At 39.1% G+C, this 19,580-nt stretch carries 27 protein-coding genes; 20 read left to right on the forward strand and 7 right to left on the reverse strand.

Going from position 1 to position 19,580, the window contains the following annotated elements:
- Positions 1 to 87: 87 nt before the first annotated feature.
- Complete coding sequence (locus FZC79_RS15750) at positions 88 to 528, forward strand: hypothetical protein (RefSeq protein ID WP_148947727.1); 441 nt, start codon at positions 88 to 90, stop codon at positions 526 to 528.
- A gap of 71 nt (positions 529 to 599) precedes the next feature.
- Positions 600 to 1,010 carry a hypothetical protein gene (locus tag FZC79_RS15755; RefSeq protein ID WP_148947728.1) on the forward strand — a complete coding sequence of 137 codons (411 nt, stop codon included), beginning with the start codon at positions 600 to 602 and terminating at the stop codon, positions 1,008 to 1,010.
- 286 nt (positions 1,011 to 1,296) lie between these two features.
- Here FZC79_RS15755 and FZC79_RS15760 read toward each other — a convergent pair whose 3' ends face one another.
- Positions 1,297 to 1,845 carry a DUF3891 family protein gene (locus FZC79_RS15760; protein ID WP_252183359.1) on the reverse strand — a complete coding sequence of 183 codons (549 nt, stop codon included), beginning with the start codon at positions 1,843 to 1,845 and terminating at the stop codon, positions 1,297 to 1,299.
- Between the two features lie 132 nt (positions 1,846 to 1,977).
- On the opposite strand from FZC79_RS15760, the gene FZC79_RS15765 reads away from it, so the two are divergent.
- Positions 1,978 to 2,175 (forward strand): hypothetical protein, encoded by a 198-nt coding sequence (locus tag FZC79_RS15765; RefSeq protein WP_148947729.1) that lies wholly within the window; start codon positions 1,978 to 1,980, stop codon positions 2,173 to 2,175.
- A 48-nt stretch (positions 2,176 to 2,223) separates the two neighbouring features.
- On the opposite strand, the gene FZC79_RS23255 is transcribed toward FZC79_RS15765, so the two are convergent.
- A complete protein-coding gene (locus FZC79_RS23255; protein ID WP_187442815.1) occupies positions 2,224 to 2,397 on the reverse strand; it encodes a hypothetical protein in 174 nt (57 codons plus the stop codon).
- Between the two features lie 267 nt (positions 2,398 to 2,664).
- On the opposite strand from FZC79_RS23255, the gene FZC79_RS15770 reads away from it, so the two are divergent.
- The 5 genes from FZC79_RS15770 (at position 2,665) to FZC79_RS23260 (ending at position 6,584) form a co-directional block, all read left to right on the forward strand.
- Positions 2,665 to 3,882: an MFS transporter gene (locus tag FZC79_RS15770; RefSeq protein ID WP_148947730.1), complete on the forward strand. Its 1,218-nt coding sequence runs from the start codon at positions 2,665 to 2,667 to the stop codon at positions 3,880 to 3,882.
- A 341-nt stretch (positions 3,883 to 4,223) separates the two neighbouring features.
- The gene (locus tag FZC79_RS15775) at positions 4,224 to 4,526 is read left to right on the forward strand and encodes a hypothetical protein (RefSeq protein WP_148947731.1); all 303 of its coding nucleotides are present in this window, start codon (positions 4,224 to 4,226) and stop codon (positions 4,524 to 4,526) included.
- Positions 4,527 to 4,670: 144 nt separating this feature from the next.
- Positions 4,671 to 5,609: a phosphotransferase family protein gene (locus FZC79_RS15780; protein ID WP_187442816.1), complete on the forward strand. Its 939-nt coding sequence runs from the start codon at positions 4,671 to 4,673 to the stop codon at positions 5,607 to 5,609.
- A 39-nt stretch (positions 5,610 to 5,648) separates the two neighbouring features.
- A complete protein-coding gene (locus tag FZC79_RS15785; RefSeq protein ID WP_148947733.1) occupies positions 5,649 to 6,242 on the forward strand; it encodes a GNAT family N-acetyltransferase in 594 nt (197 codons plus the stop codon).
- A 165-nt stretch (positions 6,243 to 6,407) separates the two neighbouring features.
- Positions 6,408 to 6,584 carry a hypothetical protein gene (locus FZC79_RS23260; protein ID WP_187442817.1) on the forward strand — a complete coding sequence of 59 codons (177 nt, stop codon included), beginning with the start codon at positions 6,408 to 6,410 and terminating at the stop codon, positions 6,582 to 6,584.
- Between the two features lie 149 nt (positions 6,585 to 6,733).
- Here the strand turns inward: FZC79_RS23260 and FZC79_RS15790 are convergent, their stop codons facing one another.
- The gene (locus FZC79_RS15790; protein ID WP_187442818.1) at positions 6,734 to 6,991 is read right to left on the reverse strand and encodes a hypothetical protein; all 258 of its coding nucleotides are present in this window, start codon (positions 6,989 to 6,991) and stop codon (positions 6,734 to 6,736) included.
- 60 nt (positions 6,992 to 7,051) lie between these two features.
- Here FZC79_RS15790 and FZC79_RS15795 point away from each other — a divergent pair, with 60 nt between their 5' ends.
- Entirely contained in the window at positions 7,052 to 7,465 is a 414-nt protein-coding gene (locus FZC79_RS15795) for a hypothetical protein (RefSeq protein WP_148947735.1), read from the forward strand.
- Between the two features lie 126 nt (positions 7,466 to 7,591).
- On the opposite strand, the gene FZC79_RS24025 is transcribed toward FZC79_RS15795, so the two are convergent.
- Positions 7,592 to 7,666 carry an alpha-hydroxy-acid oxidizing protein gene (locus FZC79_RS24025; RefSeq protein ID WP_148940002.1) on the reverse strand — a complete coding sequence of 25 codons (75 nt, stop codon included), beginning with the start codon at positions 7,664 to 7,666 and terminating at the stop codon, positions 7,592 to 7,594.
- Between the two features lie 517 nt (positions 7,667 to 8,183).
- On the opposite strand from FZC79_RS24025, the gene FZC79_RS15805 reads away from it, so the two are divergent.
- The 7 genes from FZC79_RS15805 to FZC79_RS15825 all read left to right on the forward strand — a co-directional run bounded on the left by FZC79_RS15805 (position 8,184) and on the right by FZC79_RS15825 (position 13,669).
- On the forward strand, positions 8,184 to 9,440 hold the full coding sequence (locus FZC79_RS15805; protein WP_187442819.1) for a YeeE/YedE family protein: 1,257 nt from the start codon (positions 8,184 to 8,186) through the stop codon (positions 9,438 to 9,440).
- 130 nt (positions 9,441 to 9,570) lie between these two features.
- A complete protein-coding gene (locus FZC79_RS15810; protein WP_148947737.1) occupies positions 9,571 to 10,041 on the forward strand; it encodes a GyrI-like domain-containing protein in 471 nt (156 codons plus the stop codon).
- Between the two features lie 163 nt (positions 10,042 to 10,204).
- Positions 10,205 to 10,750 carry an MEDS domain-containing protein gene (locus FZC79_RS15815; RefSeq protein ID WP_148947738.1) on the forward strand — a complete coding sequence of 182 codons (546 nt, stop codon included), beginning with the start codon at positions 10,205 to 10,207 and terminating at the stop codon, positions 10,748 to 10,750.
- Positions 10,751 to 10,979: 229 nt separating this feature from the next.
- Positions 10,980 to 11,156 carry a hypothetical protein gene (locus FZC79_RS23265; RefSeq protein WP_187442820.1) on the forward strand — a complete coding sequence of 59 codons (177 nt, stop codon included), beginning with the start codon at positions 10,980 to 10,982 and terminating at the stop codon, positions 11,154 to 11,156.
- A gap of 123 nt (positions 11,157 to 11,279) precedes the next feature.
- Entirely contained in the window at positions 11,280 to 11,771 is a 492-nt protein-coding gene (locus tag FZC79_RS15820) for a fasciclin domain-containing protein (RefSeq protein WP_187442821.1), read from the forward strand.
- 245 nt (positions 11,772 to 12,016) lie between these two features.
- Positions 12,017 to 12,142, forward strand: a complete 126-nt coding sequence (locus tag FZC79_RS23885; protein WP_262372147.1) for a hypothetical protein — start codon at positions 12,017 to 12,019, stop codon at positions 12,140 to 12,142.
- A 966-nt stretch (positions 12,143 to 13,108) separates the two neighbouring features.
- Positions 13,109 to 13,669 (forward strand): ATP-binding protein, encoded by a 561-nt coding sequence (locus tag FZC79_RS15825; RefSeq protein WP_148947739.1) that lies wholly within the window; start codon positions 13,109 to 13,111, stop codon positions 13,667 to 13,669.
- Positions 13,670 to 13,948: 279 nt separating this feature from the next.
- On the opposite strand, the gene FZC79_RS23270 is transcribed toward FZC79_RS15825, so the two are convergent.
- The 3 genes from FZC79_RS23270 to FZC79_RS15835 all read right to left on the reverse strand — a co-directional run bounded on the left by FZC79_RS23270 (position 13,949) and on the right by FZC79_RS15835 (position 16,434).
- Positions 13,949 to 14,086, reverse strand: coding sequence for a hypothetical protein (locus FZC79_RS23270; RefSeq protein WP_187442822.1), 138 nt, complete (start codon positions 14,084 to 14,086; stop codon positions 13,949 to 13,951).
- 117 nt (positions 14,087 to 14,203) lie between these two features.
- Complete coding sequence (locus tag FZC79_RS15830; RefSeq protein ID WP_148947740.1) at positions 14,204 to 14,572, reverse strand: hypothetical protein; 369 nt, start codon at positions 14,570 to 14,572, stop codon at positions 14,204 to 14,206.
- A gap of 1,007 nt (positions 14,573 to 15,579) precedes the next feature.
- The gene (locus tag FZC79_RS15835; RefSeq protein ID WP_148947741.1) at positions 15,580 to 16,434 is read right to left on the reverse strand and encodes a manganese catalase family protein; all 855 of its coding nucleotides are present in this window, start codon (positions 16,432 to 16,434) and stop codon (positions 15,580 to 15,582) included.
- A gap of 425 nt (positions 16,435 to 16,859) precedes the next feature.
- Between FZC79_RS15835 and FZC79_RS24030 the strand changes: the two genes are divergently transcribed.
- From FZC79_RS24030 to FZC79_RS15855, 4 genes are all read left to right on the forward strand, one after another.
- Positions 16,860 to 17,147 carry an HAD hydrolase-like protein gene (locus tag FZC79_RS24030; RefSeq protein WP_148947742.1) on the forward strand — a complete coding sequence of 96 codons (288 nt, stop codon included), beginning with the start codon at positions 16,860 to 16,862 and terminating at the stop codon, positions 17,145 to 17,147.
- Positions 17,148 to 17,205: 58 nt separating this feature from the next.
- Positions 17,206 to 18,027: an STAS domain-containing protein gene (locus FZC79_RS15845; RefSeq protein WP_148947743.1), complete on the forward strand. Its 822-nt coding sequence runs from the start codon at positions 17,206 to 17,208 to the stop codon at positions 18,025 to 18,027.
- Between the two features lie 317 nt (positions 18,028 to 18,344).
- Positions 18,345 to 18,560 carry a hypothetical protein gene (locus FZC79_RS15850; RefSeq protein ID WP_148947744.1) on the forward strand — a complete coding sequence of 72 codons (216 nt, stop codon included), beginning with the start codon at positions 18,345 to 18,347 and terminating at the stop codon, positions 18,558 to 18,560.
- Between the two features lie 155 nt (positions 18,561 to 18,715).
- The gene (locus FZC79_RS15855; RefSeq protein WP_252183360.1) at positions 18,716 to 19,555 is read left to right on the forward strand and encodes a cupin domain-containing protein; all 840 of its coding nucleotides are present in this window, start codon (positions 18,716 to 18,718) and stop codon (positions 19,553 to 19,555) included.
- Positions 19,556 to 19,580: the final 25 nt, after the last annotated feature.

The following is a 19,580-nucleotide window of genomic DNA, read 5'->3' on the forward strand; positions in this document are numbered from 1 at the left end:
ACGAAAACTATATGCTTCTCCACTTAGAAGGAAATTTGCAACCAGGTGTTATACTGAAAATTTAAATGAAGAAGAGGGGACGAATAAATGAAAAAAGGGGTTCTAATAACACTGATACTCTCATCACTATTCACGTTAAGCTCCTGTTCAAATGAAACTGACCGACAACCGAACTACGCGGAAAAGGGGCAGAGTGTCGTCATACATGTTCTAAATCAACTGCAATCCAAAATTGATCATATCCAGCTTGAAATTTACCAAGAAGGAAAAATGCTTTCCTCTTCAGGGACAGTTCATGCTGATGGTTCGCCAATTAAAAAAGAGGAAGATCTGGAGGTCGAATTTCTCGAGGAAGACCTGCCTTTAGAAGGGAAGGCCGAGATTGTAGTACTAGTCACAGAAACGAATGGAGATTCCACTAAAAAGATTAACAATAGTGTAACTGTTGATCTGTCCAAGGGCAGAGGGCATTTCCTCGTCACCCAAGGAGAGAATGCTGAAAATTCTATTTTAAAAGAAGCAAGGTAGAGAAAACGCAGTTAAAGTTAGAATTCTACCCGCCTTAAAGGCAAGAATCCTCAGCTGACTGGAGTGGAAAAATGAATTACTTTTTAAAACTCAATGGAATCAGCATCATTTATGCTCTAACCATCTTAATTCCCATTCAGCTGGTGTTGAATGTATACAGAATTACACGTATAACAGAGTGGAACATTCAAACTGTTAATAGAATAAGCGGTCTCACATCTTTACTCGCCTTTCTAGTTTTCAGCTTGCTTTTGTTCTTTTTGACAAGGAAATGGCTGAGTAGAGGTAAAGCCCGCTATTTAACCCTCGTTCTTTGGCTTCCATATTATGTTCTGTTTGCTTTCCTTTTCGCAACGTTATTCCCGATCACCCATAACGGTGATTTTCCGAATCCTGCATCCGGCTTACTTATAATAGGGACTTTCATTGTTTATCCTCTTTACATAATGGCCATGAATTTCTTTGCCGGCTTTAATGAATAAAAGGAAGCCAATGCTACAATTGCAGCATTGGAATTTGCGGCTTTTTAGCGATACTTTTTCTCGAAATATTTCTAAGGTCTGCGAATGAAAAAACACAGCTCCTTCAATTCACTATGGTGAAAGGCCTCAGCAATTCCTTTTTCCTTGATATTCTTTTTGGACACCTCTTTATATTTTAAGGAAAGAGGAAACTCTTCTTGAAAAGGGAACGGGTCAACTGTTATTTCACCTCTGTTCAACCACCGAGGGATAAAAAGCTGATTGCTTGGATGCAGTGTTTCTGTATTCATGAATCCTTTTGAAACCAGGGATGTTCGTTTTCTTTACTGGTTCCAGGTTCATTTAAGCAAAGATAGAGGGAGAGATTATCTGAGAATTGAAGCAAGCGGAAATGCTGCATTACTAATTCATCGTTCACTTCCTGAATTTCACCTCTTATCCTTTCTTGCCGTTTCCTTTCCTTCTGTAGAAAGGCTAGACAATCACTATCATTTGAGCGGGCAAAGAAAGAACAGAAGTGCATGCTGCACAACAGAGCTGCATAAGCACTGGTTTCTTCAATCTCATCCAGACCTATTCGGTAGAATGCTAATTTAGGTAACAATGGATAGTCTGAAAACGAATAGGGTTCCCTGGAACGGTCATTCCAAATTGGAGTCTCATCCAAACCGATCCAGCCTCGGTCATGTTCATAGGCGGCATACTGAACATGGGCAAAAGCTTCTTTAGAAAGCAGTGAATTTTCATCAAAATGCCTCACTATTTCTCCTGATAAAAAGGCATGATCATGCTGAAGGATCATGTAGAATGAATGAGAGGTTTCGCGGATGATCATATGTGAATTCCCTCCTTTTCCGTTATATTACTGGTGCATGTTCTATAAAACCATTCCCGGTTTACTGGCACTTTAAGCGAATGGGTATGGGAATATAAAATTATAAAAAAAGAAAAAAAGGGAGTACATACTATGAAAGAATTTCTTGCTGCATTCCTAACCATTTTTCTGGTCGGCATTTACTCTGAAAGAATCACTGAATTTCTGGGGGTGCAATACAAGGTTTTTTCAGATGAATTCAACCTAGGGCTGCTTCTGGCAGATCTCGGCATATTCATTGCTCTTTTCATCCCTATATTTGCGTTGTTAAAAAAGCTGATTGTAAGATAACTGAACCGCTAAAAAAGAGAACCCTCCAGTTTGAAGACAGGGGGTTCTTTACTCACTCTTTTTCCTTTCCTTTTGAACTTCCAATTGCATGATCTCTAACTCAATCTTTCTTTCCTCTAATTCTAATTCTTTCTTTTTTACATCATTCTCTATCTTATGTATATAACCGTAATATATCAGTGAAAGAGCTGTGATTAGTATAACAAAAAACATAAAATCCATCTTCTCCACCTCCTGCTTAGTATACGATCTGACTTCATTAAAGGTTTCATGAATTCATTCTTTTAGTTGATCGATGCGTTAAAAAGAGGGAATTAAGTTGAATATTCGAAATCATTATGAAATAATTACCATATAAAAAAGGGAAGGAGAACGCAATGATCAAAATCATTTATCGAAATCCTTTTGACCATTAACGTATAGTATTTATGTGGAAGCCTCCTTAATTAATATTGATTGATTCAATATTAATTAAGGAGGACCAATACGATGAACAGACAATTAGTGATTTTATTAATAGGAAGAATTTTAACGAATTTCGCCGACAGCTTTTATATGATTGCTACGATTTGGTACGTTAAAACAGTAACAGATTCGCCCCTGCTGATTGGGGTGACAAGTGCAATCGCTATCCTGCCGGTGACCATTCAATTCATTTACGGACCGCTGATCGATCGATTTTCCAAAAGAAAAATTTTAGTGACTGCGATGATGGGGCAAGGGCTGCTTGTCACTGTTATCTCTATTTTATATCTAAACAATCTATTATGGGTTCCGCTGCTACTCGCATTGCTTTTCTTTGCTTTATCGTTTTCTGAACTCACCTATCCTACTGAAAGTGCTCTGATCGAGCGATTGGCCGAGAAAGGCAAGCTGACAAAGGTGAATTCCATATTTGCTTTTTCTTATCAAACTCTTGATATTCTTTGTGATGCAGTTTCAGGAGTGCTTATTGCTTTCGTTGGATTAGGTGTTATTTACCTATCTAATTCTATCATCCTGGTTTTAACAGGACTGTTGTTTCTTCTATTTTTGAATATACCTAAATCGAAAAAAGAGACTGATAGATCGACCCTGGGTTTCTTTAAGCAATACAAAGAAGATTTCAAAGAAGGCCTGATGGTAGTTAAAAAGAGAAGAAGGCTGCTTCATTTTATTTTCGGGATTATCGGAATGAACGTAATGGCAACCATGGGATTAGCTATGCTGCCTGTTATTTCTGATACTTCAGCTCAATATGGATTCTGGTTAACCTCGATGTCGGCCGGTACTTTAACGGGAACGATCCTGTCAAGCAAAGTACAGCAATTTCCGCTAAATCGGATCATGCCGCTTATTTCAATATGGTCAGGCGCATTTTGGCTGATGGCGTTTACCTTGCTTGAGATTCCCGTCCTGCCTTATCTCTTATTCGGTTTTTCCTGGGCTGGAATTGGAATGCTGAGCATCTTTGTCCAAACGATGATTGGAGTGAATCTTCCAAGAGATTACATGGGGATCGGGTTTGCATTTATCAGTTCCCTGCTCGGTTCACTAAGTCCTATAGGGTACCTGCTTGGAGGAGTCATAGGGGAAATGACGTCCGGTCTGTTCCTCTTGAGCACTTCAGGATGTGGTTATCTTCTATTCGCACTGTACTTCTTGATGAATCCATTATTAAAACAACTCAATGAACCGTTGAGTGTTGGTTTTGAAAAAACCAGTTAGAACGAGGGCTTCCCTTAACTAGGGGAGCCTTTTAAGTCTTAAGCCCTTTTTTATAAAGCAAAGGGGGGCGGCCGAAAATAGTTGATCAGGTAGTCAGTTTGAATTCCTTTTGTACCCTGTTATTCCTTAGAAAACAGAATAAAGTTTTTATGCATTCTTATTGAAAGAAGCTGCAAGAGAAGGGAAGCAGCTTAAGGTTTGATAGGACAATATTAGAGAATCCAGCCCTCCACAGACTACTGTTTTAAAAACTGAGGGAGCAGGGGAATGAAGTCACTGATTTATCTCAGCAGTAGAATTAGAACAGTCAGGAATATTCAGGCATTAAGGGAGGTTATCTTATGAAGTTGCTTTTACGAATAACGATTTTACTAGTATTCACTATAGGAAGCTTCTATTATTTAAGCCATCACAGAATAGAGGAAAAAAAGATGGAAGGAGTAAGAGTTACAGATAAAATTCATTCTTCATATGAGGGTGAATATTATATTGAAGTTAAGAATGAGAAAGAAATAGTCACCTTGAGGGTGAAATCAGAAGAAATATGGGAGCTTATTAAAGTTGGTGAAAGATATGATGTGGAATATGCTTGGTATGGAAACGAGAAGGCATATGTAAAATCGATTACTTATACGAAACCATAAGGAGACTAGCATTGGAAATCTTAGTCACGGTGTTCGTGAACCCCAAAAAAGAAGCATCACAAAAGGAAATTCCTTATTATATGGAATCTCATGGAAGGTACATAAATCACTATTAAAGCAAATTTTTTTAAAAAGGAGAATAAAGTGAAGCACGTATATCAGCGGTTACATAATAAAGGCCTCGTTTTAAAGAATACGAAAATGATAAAGGGAGCACATGCCGGGTATATTTATAGAGTTACAGCAGAAAGCGAATACGGTCGTCAATATTCTTTTGTTTATAAAGAATTTGCTAAAGGCAGGGAAAATGAAATAGAGATTATGGAGATGGCCAGTCACTATATTTCTCCTTTTTCTAAAATGAATGAAATCTGGAACGATTCACCACCCGCTATCCTGATGGAGGATCTAGGGAGGCCAGTTAAAACAACTTTTTCAAATGCGACTCTCCCTGAGAAAGAATTAACAATAAAAAGGATCGTGGAAAGATTAGCCGAGCTGCATAGCCTAGAAACCAGCCATATAGATAAGAGGTTTCCAATCCATAGAATCACAGCCGAGTCGCTTGAATGGTGTTCAGATCAATTATCAAAATTACATTTTCATGTGAAATGGGCGGATACGAAGTGGATAAAAGATATCAAATATGCATATGAAAGATTAGGGCTTATTGATTATATAGCGCAATGTCCTTTAGTCTTCACTCATGGTGATCCCCATCTTGAGAATATCTTTTACCACGATAAACAGATGTGGTTCATAGACTGGGAATGGGCAGCAATGAGCTCGCCGTTAAGAGATTTTACCATAATGCTGCAGGATTTATATGATCCTTACCTAATTGACTACGCAGATACATATTATACAGAACAATTAAGAAAGAATAATCTGACCCTTGATATGGAGAGTTACCAGCAGGACTTCTACCATTTTTACATTGACCACACTACAATGATGATTGCCTGGGAGGTAGAGAAGTATTTTCAAGGCTTGCATTCTGAGGAAGAAATCAAAAAAATCCTTTTATTTAAAGTAAGTGAGATTAGTAGAGCTTTGAACAACCTTATGAAAAGAAATCTTTAAAAACGTTTTCTTACTAAAACAGATCAAAGAGGTGTAAGCATGTTCAGATTTGAGGGAACAACAGAGTTAGAAACGAATCGGCTGGTTTTAAGGAGGCTGACTTTATCTGATGCTGAAGCTATTTTCGATCGCTGGCTCTCTGATGAAAGAGTAAGTGATAACCGTGTAAGTCCAGCACACAAATCAATTTCAGAAACAGTCAGGAAGCTGGAGACCGTCTGCGGACAATACGGCCATGAAAAGTTTTGCCATTGGGGAATGGAACTTAAAGCAAGCGGGGAACTAATAGGTGAAATAGATTTGTATGATTTTGATGAACAAACTGGCAATTGTGAAGTCAGTTACTCAGTTGGGCCGAATTGGTGGAACAAAGGCTATGCTACTGAAGCATTAAGGGAAGTCGTACGATTTGCTTTTAAAACAATGAATGTACATAAAATCTCTGCAGCTCACAACACCGACAACCCCTCCTCAGGAAAAGTCATGCTGAAGTCGGGGATGAGACAGGAAGGAGTCGTCAGGGATATGATCCGGAATTCCAAGAATCAATACAAGGATTGTGCTATTTATGGAATACTTCAAGATGACTATGAAAATTATAATACAAGAAGTAATTCGCAAGGAGATTCATAGAAAAATAAAATAGAGATAGTGCAGGAAAATTTCTGTGATGGTCGAAAAAGAATAGGGGCGGGACTCTTGCGGGATCTAGAATGATGCATTATTTTATTGCAGCCGAAATAGCTGAAAGATGCAACTTTCAAAATATAGAGGAGTTCATGGAGAAGCGGGGAATACATGGAGAAAGTTATCGAGGAAATCGTTGAAAATATAAGAGGATACGGAGATCGAATGATAATCTGGATCTCAGGCCGTGGTGCATCAGGTAAAACTAATAAAAACGACTGCAAGGCAGAGATAACAGCCCGCATACTGAGTTTACGGGCCAATGAAACCATTGGATACCGGAGATAACGGCCCGCATACTGAGTTAATGGGCCAACGAAACCATTGGATGCCGGAGATAACAGCCCGCATACTGAGTTAATGGGCCAACGAAACCATTGGATGCCGGAGATAACGGCCTGCATACTGAGTTTACGGGCCAACGAACCGACTGCATGCTAGAGATAACGGCCTGCATACTGAGTTTGCGGGCCAACGAAACCATTGGATGCCGGAGATAACGGTCCGCATACTAAGTTTATAGGCCATTGAAACAACGGGATGACCAAGATAACGGTCCGCAAGAAGGAGTCATCGGCCATGAAATTAAGATAAGCAGTCCATTCAATAAAAAGGTTCATACCCAGGAGGGCAATCATGAAAACCCTTAAAGAAAACAAACTGCTGATTGGTTTTTCATTATCTCTACTAATCAATGTTTTCTTGTTCTTCAACTCGAAAATAGGAAGGAAGTTAAAGAAGCTCAGTTTGATAAAGTGCAAGACGGAGTTGCATACACTTTCCAGTTTGGAGATATTCTTACGAGAAAGTACGCAGAGTTTTCAGAAGCAGAAAAGGCAGAATATTTAACAGCAATGTCATGGAGCTTGGAACTTTCCACTCATACAATGGAAACGATCCAACCGGATGATGATCTATATTCCAGGCTGGCTGATCTATTTTCTCTGTATAGTTTTATTCCGTCATCCGGCATTAATGAGATGCCAAAGGAAGAATTTTTAAATACCTTAAAGGTTTGGGTCTCTGATTTGGAATATATCCATGAGAGAATGGAGGATACAGAACTGGCTTCTTTGGATGAGGCAGAGTTAACAGCTTTCTGGGAAATGATGCTGAGTAACCTACAATCAAAAGACGCTGAATTGACTGAATATAAGTTATCCTTTTAAAAGTGCCAAATTACTTTCTCTGCTGATTTTTCAGACAAGTTTAATTTTGATAACTCAATTTTCCATATATTTCTACTGATGATGGGAGGAAGAGGAAAAATCGGCGATGGAAAAGAAAGCATATGATTACATAGCAAGAGGGTAAGCCCCCGGTGCTAAGGCTTTAAATATATCACTTCCCGTGCGAATGCCGCTGTCCAACTATACGGGAATTTTATTTTGAACAACACCGCAGATCTTTTCTAATACATCCAAAATTGCGACGCCATGACCGAGCTTTCTACCTCAATGGTTGGATACCATTAATTTCAATGAGTTTGAAACCACGGTTTGCGCTTGCCGGCAAAGCTCGTATAGCATTAAAAATAAAACCTTTTTGGTAATGAATTCATCAGAGGTGTAACTGAATGCTTGTATGCGGAAGAAATCTCTTTTGGATTTCTCTTTTTTATGCATCTTGCAGAATGCTCGGTTTCCTCCATATTAATTATTTTTCTTTTAGTGCAACTTACCGGTTGAAGGGCATACCTAGTGCATAATAACCTTGGTTGCGTTTATAATGTCCTTTTCTCAGCATAAGGGGTGCAACATTGCGGCAGAATTCCCAAACAGAATGTACTTCAGCTTACATCAAACAATTTTTTTGACAGAGCACCAATACCCTTGTATCATATGAAAAGTAAATCCGACTAAAACTATCAGGAAAGGGTGGTTGGTGATGTCTCCAACAAAAGTTCAACCCATTAATGACGCAAAGGATCCTGTCCTGCGTCAAGATACAAAGTTAAACAATCCTCAAATGCCCTTGATTTATGGCGGGCTGATCATGAGTGCCATTCTATTAATCTATCTGATGATGACTCAATCAGCGGCACAGCCTTTATTGCTTATCATCGGCTTATTGCTTGGATATACCTTATTTCATGCACGTTTTGGTTTCACTTCCGCTTTCCGCAGATTCATGTCTGTCGGCAATGGGGAAGCGCTGCGCTCTCATATGTTGATGCTCGCTGTTGCGGTTACACTATTTGCCCCAATTCTCGCATTCGGTTTATCTTTTTTTGGAGGTCCGGTGAATGGTTATGTATCGCCGGTAGGGATCAGCCTCGTGGTGGGTGCGTTCATGTTCGGGATTGGAATGCAGCTTGGCGGCGGCTGTGCCTCTGGTACTCTTTATGCAGTAGGGGGCGGACGATCTGTGATGTTCATAACTTTATTGTTCTTCATTATCGGCGCGACCGTGGGTGCGGCACATTTGCCTTTCTGGACTGAAGAACTTCCAACCTTTGAACCGATTTCACTGGCAACTTCCACAGGTTTAGGCTACGGCGGTGCCTGGGTACTTTCTCTAGCACTTTTCGCTCTTATAGCATGGATTTCCATTGTGGTGGAAAGAAAGAAGAAGTCACCTAAAATGGCACCGGTTCCCTCTGCAAGTGGATGGAAAAGAATATTACGCGGTTCTTGGCCATTATTCGCTGCAGCAATTGCGCTTGCAGTTCTTAATGCATTGACTCTGATGACACGCGGTGCTCCTTGGGGAATCACTTCTGCGTTTGCCCTGTGGGGTTCTAAAGCAGCGGTGTTCTTTGGAATTGATGCTGCCAGCTGGGGGTATTGGCAGGGAACCAATGCTGATGTCTTACAGTCTTCTATTTTTGCAGATTCTACCACTGTGTTGAACTTAGGAGTCATCTTAGGAGCTTTTATCGCTTCTGCTGCCGGCGGCCTTTTTAAAGTTTCAAAAATCACTGGTAAGAATGCTGCTGCTTCTGTCATTGGAGGCTTGCTGATGGGATATGGTGCACGACTGGCGTTTGGTTGTAATATCGGAGCCTATTTTGGAGGCATCGCCTCTTTCAGCCTTCATGGTTATGTTTGGGGAATCCTTGCCTTGGCAGGTACCTTTATCGCACTTTATTTAAGGCCGCTGTTTGGCCTTTCAGTTCCAAAACCTAAAGATACCTTCTGTTAATTTTAAGCAAGTTCAGCTAAAGAATTTTTCTTTGGCTGATTTTTTTTGTCTATACATTTTTTAGAAAGGGATAAACCGATCCTCCATCGAATTACCATTGTATGAAATAATTCAGTATGGAGGTACAATAATGGCAGATTTGAGGGTTGAAATAATTGAAAGAGAATTCTTATTAGTCGGGGAAAGTATTACAGCTAATTTCCCGGAGTCTTTTCCAGAAGCTGCGATCAAGGTCCAGCAGGGGTTTGAACGAAAAATGGACAGTATACCTAATGCTGTAGACCGCAAAGTATTAATCAGTCCCTATATGAGGAATGAACTCATGGTAACTTACTTCGCCTGCCTGGAAGTCATTGATCTTACACAGATTCCTGATGGCATGTCAGGGTTCAGAATTCCTTTGACGAAATATGCAAAGATAACCTGCACAAACAGAAACATAGATAAAGGCTACTCACAGCTGTATGATTGGATAAAAGAGAACAGCTTAGAACTAAATCGCTGCGAATCTTCCTCCCCGATTGAAATTTTTCACCTTGAAGCAATTGCACTAGAAGAAAGGGTGGAAATATTCATGCCAATAAAGTCCATAGAACAATAAATGGTCACATTATTCTTAGCATAGTATGTGCCTGCCTCCTTAAAGTCCAGTTCATTCGCCTTCTTTATATGTAAATGTTAGTATAGTGGTATACTATGAAACAGAACGATTCATCTAAATAGATGCATTATTTTAGGATAAATTACAAGGAGTTTTTACATATATGGGCAGTTTAATAATGGAAGTTTTAGAAGAATCCAAAGGGCGGGATAATCACATCCTGTATCATTTCAATAACAAACAGACTTACATTCAAAATGCGGTTGCTTTTATAGAAGCTGGAATCAAAGCCGGCAGTCCTGTACTGCTTGTTGAAAATGACAGACATTTACTCAGCATCAAGCAGCAATTAAAAAAAATCCTCAGTGAGAAGGAAATAGCTAATGTCCACTTCTCCAATAATTTTGATTTTTACTCTGCTACCCAAAGCTTTGACCCCGACTCAATTATTTCCTATTTCAAGGAAACCGTCGAGCCACACCTAAAGCAGGGAGTTCCTGTATGGACATGGGGGCTGGTTGAATGGGGCGATGATGAAAATATACTTGATAAGATAGTTCTTTATGAAACTCAAGTTCAATCCTTTACTTCTGAAAAAGGGCTGGTTTCGGTCTGCGCCTATGACAGCAATTTAACACCTGATGGCTTAGAGGAACTATTGATGAAATTTCACCAAGTTACATTAACGGATGAACTCATCCGCTATTAAATTTCATTCGGCAATATCTCTTTAGAGTGGCTATGGTCTGCTCCTTTGATTGCCCAATTTTTTCACTTTTCTCTATATCATTCCATTTTTTACAATTATCATTGGAAAATCCATGTAAAGAATTTCACAGCTTGTGATTAATACCATTCATTAAAAATATAGTCTTATTATGGATGTCTTTCTTGTTTTTTGGTCAGCCTCATATAATCACAGAGAGGAGGAAGCCCCTATGTGGTGGGTTCCTGTTTTAATTATCGGCTTGTTATTATTCGCTTTACTGATTGATATGAGAAGAAAGAGACGGGGGAACGATCATAATATCAAGGGAATAAATCCTGGAGAAAGACCTGGGGAAGATAAGAATTACAATGCAGGACCGGGATCCGGACCTGGAAATGGACCTTAAATGTAAAGTATTTGCAAATGGGTATAGGAAACATGAATTAACGAATACTACCATTGGAGTAAACTCATAGGAGATATATATAGTCTTCTGTAGAGGTTTACAGTAAAAAAGGAGGTAGTATTCATGAAGAAAAAAGGAATTATTTTGTTGATGGTCATGAGTATATTCATGTCATTGGCAAACAGTGCTTTTGCAGCAGAAACGCCCGGGAGTAAGAAGGATATTATTGATACGGCTGTAGAGGCTGGAGAGTTCACAACCTTGGCAGCAGCCTTGCAGAAAGCCGGATTGGTTGAAACGTTGAAGGGAGAAGGTCCTTTCACCGTTTTTGCGCCTACGGACGCTGCCTTCGAAAAACTTCTAACCAAATTAGGCATCACTGCGGAAGAACTTCTAGCAAGAGAGGACTTGAAAGATATTCTGCTGTATCATGTTGTTCCTGGAAAGGTTCTTTCAACTGACTTGAAAGACGGGATGAAGGCAGAAACTCTCGCCAAGAAAACAGTAGATGTATCCCTTGACCCTGTACGAGTGAATAATGCCAATGTGGTAAAAGCGGATATCGAAACATCCAATGGTGTCATACATGTGATTGATGAGGTATTAATTCCTTAATGATCATTAGAAACGACTGGTCTCTAATAAGAGTTCAGTCGTTTTTTTATTGAGCTCTTTCTCACAGCTTTCTTGCTGAAATGACATGGATGGAATAGAAATCCACTTAGGTAATCAGATGAATACCCATAAAAAGCAATATAAGAGTGGGAATACTATCCCTAAAATCCTCACAAAATAATACAGCTTGCCTATTCGGAAGTCTGAAGGAGCAAAGTAACTCTAGAAAGGAAAGGGGGAGAAAGATGTCTAAAAAGAAAAATAAAGAACTTCAGCATAATCCTGCAATGCCCAAGAATGACGTGGAATTTGCCCAGGATGGACTTGAAACCGTAGCCTTAAAAGCTCAAGAAAGCAAAAGAAAAAAGTAATAAAAGCAGCAATAAGAATACCCTTTTTAAGTTTTAAGGATTAATTCAACAGTTATTTACAGTATAAGAACTAAAGATTTAACTAGAGATAAGAAGGTTGTAATTTATCCCTTTCTGTTCATGGAAGGGATTTTTTAAATGGCTCTATTCGTAAACTTTGTGCTGTTTTATATGAACTTCGTCAGATAGCATTAACCAAAATATTCTGGTGAGCAACAAAAAAAGAGCTGCTCCACCGTTTAGAGAGAAAAAACTTAGTATCTGTGGGGAGAAACCTGCTATTGGGATTTCCCCTAAAGTAAAATATGCGAAAACAGTCTTTCTTATAGTCTTTTCTGAAAAAAATAGAATTCGATTTTACTTTCATTCCCCTTTACGTAGGAGGATTGGAGCGGAAGGCGTACGATCTCCTGCGGGAATAGCGGGACAGGTGAGACCCCACAGGCGAATCCAGTTCCATCGGCCAGCACCTAGCGGATTTCGGTCTCCTTCCTTGCGATAAGTCATCATCGAATCGCTCTCGCTCTTCGTGATTCCTTTATCTCATGCAGGAGCCCTTAAATCCGTACGGTGCTGAACGGCCGCTTCCGCTTTTTATGAAGCCGAGGAGGCTCACCGCCCGCCCGCGGAGTCGTACGCCTGGAGCGGAAATCCATTATTTCTCAATAGCCACAATCTTTGCGAAAACAGCCTTTTAAATGGAATTTTGAGAGTAAAACCGAAACTTTCATTTAGTTCATTCGTATTTATCAAGGAGCGATTATAACAGCCCAGCCATGTTGACCAGCTTTTTTTCTGTTATAACATACGTCTTTCAAACAAAGGTACCATATTAATTGTTTAAAGAAACAATTAAACAAATGGATAATTTAAGTAGTTATATGCACTTTTAACTACATAGATTTCCCAGAAATCGGAGTCCACATAAACGTTAACCAACATATAAGGAGCAGGGGCGGTGAACAAATGAAAAGATATGTCATACTGACAGTCGGAAAAACACATAGCGGGAAGTCTACCTTTGCGAGATTGCTGGAAGAGAAGCAAGAGGACATTTTTGTTATTGACCAGGATAACCATGCTGAATTTATTAACACACATTATAAAAGACTGCTGCCTGAAGAAGGTCCCAACACATTAAAAACAGCCATTACCCAATCTATTGTTGAGTATGCTGTTAAAAATACGGACAGTCACCTTATTCTCTGCAACTCGAATCTAGATCGAAACAGCCAATCAAGGGTTCTGGAGTACTATCACAGAGAGGGGTTTCAAAGTATTCTGGTGTATTTCAATCTTTCAGATGAGTTACTTCATCAGCGTATAGCGTGCAGTGCACGAAGCACAAAAATCTTCAGAAGCGCATCGACTTTTACGGAAGTCTTAAATCGCCAGAATCAGGATTCAGATAGGCAAAATAGCTTCTCGTCAAATAAGGGAGAAGCTGTCTGTCTCTTTACAATAGGAAAGCCTGAGGATGTCCCTGTAGTCATTGATAAGATAATTGAGATACTGAAGTTTGAGTAATAGAAATCAGTCTGTCATCTCTAACATTTACTTTTATCCGGGAAACCAAGAGATATTATAGGTTACTCAAATTAAGGGAACGAAAACACTGTTATTGTGAAATCTCCCATAATCAATTCACCTCCTGCGATTTACATCGTGATGAAGGAAAAAAGCGCTTACCATACGAAAAGGTATTGATAAATATAAAGACGCACCGAATTCTATAATGAATTCAAGTGCGTCCTTCTCTGTGTTTTTCATTTTAGCCCCTCTGTCGTAAATTCGTTTTGTGTATCATTAAGGGGTTCTCAATAGGGTTTCCATTTCTTCCTCGGAAATGAACTGCCAATTTATATTATGAAACAGATCCTGATCTGCCGGTTGAAGCAATTTATCTATATCGTCATAAGAAAGTTTCGTTAATGGTTTATTCATAGGACTTCACCAACCCTTTCACTATATCCTTCGATTCCTTTTAAAGATATGAGGGGGTGAATGCTTTATTTTTTTAAAAAATTGATTTTCAACAGGGAGCAGCAGTAGTCTGGAGAATCACTTCAAGCCCATTTGTGTTTTGGACATTAACTTATTTCTTTTAAAGGAAACGCTCAAAAATGAATTGGGATAGCTGCCGTCCCATATATACATCATATCAGCGTCTCCCTCTTCTGTAGCAGCCTTGCCTTCTGAACCAATAATTTCTTTAACTTCTTCGTAACTCATTCCTTTCTCCAGCTGATTATACATCTCCATGGTTGCAAGAGCAGAGGTTTTTTCCTCTTTAGATTTCATGTCATTTTCTTGCATAGCTTTATTTTCTACCTTTTCTGCGTTTTCATCACTACTTCCACTCTCTATCCGGCAGCCGCCAAGTAATAAAGAAATGGAGATTATTAGTAAAAGACTCGCTTTGCAGTTCATTTTTTCCTCCGGGTTATTCTGATTTGTTAGTGTTATCTGTTAAACTATGAGGATAAGTAAATTGTTTCGAAAAATAAGAAAATTTTTTTAAAAAAAGTGAGGTGCCTTTACTCCAATTCTGAAGAAATTCAGAATATGAAAAAGGGAACAGTAACTTATCAGGAATCAAAGTTTTTAGGAACACTATTGTGTGGTTAGCGCAACTCATAATAACCATTGGTTGCTTTATACAGGTTTATGAAACTAATTATCATGGTAAATCGTCTTATAAATAGGGGGGAAGAAGATTGTCACCAATCATAAAGTATAACTTGCACCTGTTTATTGCATTCTCCGTATTAACTTATTTTACCATTGGAAGCCATTTTGTCTTACCCGAATTCTTACGGCCTGTATTATTTATCCTTATGATATTCTCTTTAATCTTTTCTGTGATGATAGGGGAAAAGTTAAAGAAGGGGCTTAGTGAATATTTAGTAGGACTTTCAAAGTTAGTTTGGACTTGCAGTTATATGGTAATTCTTTCACTTGGCAGTTTTGTCTTTAATGTCCTGCCCAGTTCCACATCTGAAGCCATATTGCCGATTGCAGCCATATATATAATTGTCATCGTTTACAAGATAAACAGGAAAACTTATAGAACAAAAGCATAATCACCCAGCTGCAGAGAGGAAGGCAGCTTGTAAAAGCTAGATAAAATCTTTTGAAATATGAATCTCTGCGGAAAAGCAGAAGCCCCGCCAGCGCTAACTGTATTGGAATTCTATCCTCCGCAGCTGTCCTTTATTATTAGGGGGAAAGCTGGATTTCTAAATGGGGAAAGAACGTTGACGCCGAAGATCAGAAGGGCAGCAATTGGCAGGAGCTATATCGTGAGTCACAATCGCATATGCAAATCAATAAAGACTCGTCAATGACGAGTCTTTTTATTATCTAAATACTGCCCAAACAGGTTTCTGGTCAATCTTGTAAGACACACCTTTTACATAACACCAGCGGCGGATTTTTTAACACATGTTAGGAGGCATCATATCGCTTTTGAGCACCGCTGGCAGCGTATCATGAATATAAGAAGGTGCTGGCCGAAGTGCAGGCTTAGGTCCGAAAGGCACAGGATCTTCAACATAATTGAAAGTGCCTTCTCCATCCATGCTAGGTCCGCTTGCCCATCTTCCCGCAGCACTTTTGTTTCCTCTGGAAAGATTGAATAATGTATAAGATACTTCTCTTTTTTCAAGTTCTTTAGGGAACGTACTTGGAACAACCACGTTTTCTTTTGCTTCCAATTCTTTAATTGCGGCAATCCATTGATTCTGGTGCATGGTATCACGAGCAATGAGCCATGAGAGCATATCTTTAACTCCGCGGTCAGAGGTGGATTCATATAAACGTACCACCTGAAGGCGCCCTTGAGATTCAGCGTTTAAGTTGGCTCTGAAATCTGCAAGAAGGTTTCCGCTGGCAATTATATAGTCAGCTGTCCACCTGTTGCCAACACTGTCAGCGGGCATGGCTCCAAGACCGGAAACGATGGCATGCTGGGGATTCATCCCGCCTAATATGGCTCCGATTATGGGATCCTTGGCCGCCACTTCTAAATCTCCAACAGGTGCACCATCAAGCAATCTGGCAATCATTGTAGCAAGCATTTCAATATGAGCTAGTTCCTCGGCACCGGTATCCATTAATAAATCTTTATATTTTCCATTGCCTCTGACGTTCCATCCTTGAAAAAGATATTGAAGGGCTACGGAAATTTCACCAAACTGCCCGCCAAGCACCTCTTGCAGCTGCTTAGCAAACAATGGATCCGGCCGATCAGGTTTAGCTTGGTATTGCAATTCCTTTATATGATAAAACACAGGACATTTCTCCTTTATAAGAAAGATTCTGTTTATCATATTGGAATAATTAAAATGTGTGTATGTCCCGATATTTTTAAAGTGGCAAGCACTTTTTTTGAAGCACATTTAAACGTTTAACATTACTGGGTTGGGGGAAGATTTCATCATCAAGTTCATAAATTTATGTAATATGAGAGGACTACCGATATTAAAAATGAATCCTGATTTTTATACTAATCACTTTACCAATGTGGATCCAGAATGGCTGCATCTTCAAAAGATAAAACTTGTCTTAGTGGATTTTAGATCAAACACTGGTCTATGCCAACAGTCAGACTAACGATAAGGCAAAAAAGTGGATGAGAAACTTGAATGACAACGGAATCAAAGTAACTGGAATATCTGCGGCCCTCAACGAATAAATCCTTTTAAAAATTAATTTAATGGTAAATATATTTAATAATTGTAAAAAGCCGTCCATCAAGAATTTTCTAGAGCAAGGAGATATTAAGCCAGAGCAGGTATTAATTCTCGGAGACCAACTGATGACAGACATTTTATGCGGAAACAGATTAGGAGTGAAAACTCTTCTGCAAATAAGGCCGTTGAAAAAGAATTCAAGCTGGCTCAAAAAAGAGATTTGGTGGATCCAAAGAAGATTTCTTTCAATACTACTTAAAAATCCTATAGATAGACCGAAAGAACCATTTGGTTTATCAGCACTCGCATAAGGTTCAAGAATTTCACCAAACTTGTTATAATAGAAAGAAAAATTAGGAGCATCTTCTATTGAAACCAAAGATGAACAACCTTATTGAATTTTTAGAAGAGAATAATGAAGATATAGCCAATCAAATAGTCGAATCTGTCCTTGATCTTATGTCATTAGAGATCCCTCAAGTTGAAAAGGACAGGGCTGTCTCAATGTACAAGTCCTTCGTGGAGTTCCTTTGCTCTTCATTGGAATATGAAGGAAAGAACATGCCTGCCGAACTCTTGGAATGGAGCAAGCAGAATGCCTATGAACAGGTGTCGGCTAATGGGAATATTTCTGAAATTATATACCGTTATCCCCCTACAAGGGAAGTTTTGACCGACTTTATAACCAAATGGACATCCCAATTCAATCTTTCAACTGATCAATTTACCCTTCTTTTGAAGAAGGTCAATAAAATGCTCGATATCAGTCTGGAAGAAACGGTAACTGCCTTTGAAGAGTTCAACGCCAAAATGAAAGAAGAATTTAAAGAGGAGATTGATATCATTTCTTTTCCGGTAGTACCTTTAAAAGAGAACATGGCAGTTATACCTCTTGTCGGCAAACTCGATCAGCATCGATCAGCCCATTTAATGGATTCAGTCCTTCCCAAAGTCAATGATTTGAAAATTGATTTTCTGATTGTGGACTTTTCCGGAGTCATCGAAATAGATGACATAGCAGCAGTAAATATTCAAAATATCAGGCGGATGCTTCGCCTCTTAGGAATCCAAATGATTTCGACTGGTATTTCGCCGCACTTAGCCAAGACTGCTGTCAGTATCGGCATCGAAACCAATAGCAGCAGAAATACATTTAAGAGTGTTAAGCAGGCTTTGGAATATATTCAATAAAAACGCACTTTTAGGTGTGTTCAGCTTTCATACAAAGTCCAAAATATGGACTTTGTCTGAAAGCTGTTTTTATAATAAGTTTAGACGCGATTTAGTTCATGTTTGGTTGTTGGTAATCAACTCTTTTTCTACCTCAGCTGGTTTTTGGCCTTGAAAAACAAGTGGGAGATAAATCAGATAAAAAAATATGTAGGAGATCGATTAAATCTAGGAAGAAAATCTCCTGCTTTTCTCAGCTTGTCAATCCGTATCTATTCTCCTTGCCCTTCATATAGTGATGAATAGGCACTTCAATTCATTTGAAGCAGGTGAGAAGAATGTACATTGTTTATTTTTATCATGAACGAAATCTGTTGCTGCAGCAGTTACGAAAGAAAATCCCGGCAGATGGTGATGAATTCAAAATCAAAGGACGTAAAGCAAAAGTGGTCCAAACAACTATTATTGAAGGAAATAAAGTTCATGTTCAGCTCCAACTGGAACAAGTGATTAAAAAGGCAGCAGTTGATCTTTCGAAGAAGAAAAGAAAATAATAAGGGGCTAAGCAGATTATTAGGTGATTCCGAATGATCTGCTTTTTTATTCTCATTTTCAATGAGAAAGGAACTGTATACAGTAATTGTATATGTACATTCTCAGTAATTGGGCATATGATATTCCGTAAAACTTTGGAAGGGAATGAAGAGACTTGAATCAGTATGAATTCACCTATGAAATGAAAGATCAGCAAATACTAAATGAACTACTTACAACCATATCCCGAAATACTGAAATCATAAACCTTTACAGCAGCCTCGCATACGCGGCTCCTAACCAGGAGCATCAGAGTATACTGCTGGATGCGATGAGATGTAAAGATGCTTATTCTAGACCATTCTTAGATTTATTCTCACAAATAACCGGGCAGTACCCTGACTGCCAAGTTGAACAGCTGGTTTTTTCCAATTACCAGGAAGGGCTGGAACGAGTTTTTCAACTGGAGTTCAATCATTCTGAAGAATACAGAAACAGTTTTTATGATGCCTTACACCCTCTAATTCAGAATGTATATCTTCAAGCTTTTGCAGGGCAAAGAGATAATGCCCTGCGGATAAATTATTTGAGAGCGGATGCTGCCAGCAGATTAAAAGACTACGGATCAACTCCCTTTGTCGTAAATATCGAAAATGCAACCATAGAGAATGATACTTACAGGACTGCCATATGGACAGGCGATCATTTGCAGGTGACATTGATGAGTATTGATGTGGGAGATGATATCGGCCTGGAAGTTCATCCGACAACAGATCAATTCATACGCCTTGAAGAGGGACAAGGGCTTGTACAAATGGGAGATACGAAGGATAATCTGACTTACCAACAAAATGTTTCGGCCGATTTTGCTGTTATGATTCCAGCAGGAAAGTGGCATAATATAACGAATACGGGAAATACTCCAATGAAAGTATACGCCATTTATGCTCCGCCTGAACACCCTTATGGAACGGTTCATAACACGAAGCTGGATGCGATGGAAGCAGAGAACTGAGTGATTCATAGGTTTAGATTGCTGC

Origin of the sequence: Rossellomorea vietnamensis, assembly GCF_008180615.1 — a bacterium.
GTDB lineage: Bacteria > Bacillota > Bacilli > Bacillales > Bacillaceae_B > Rossellomorea > Rossellomorea vietnamensis_D.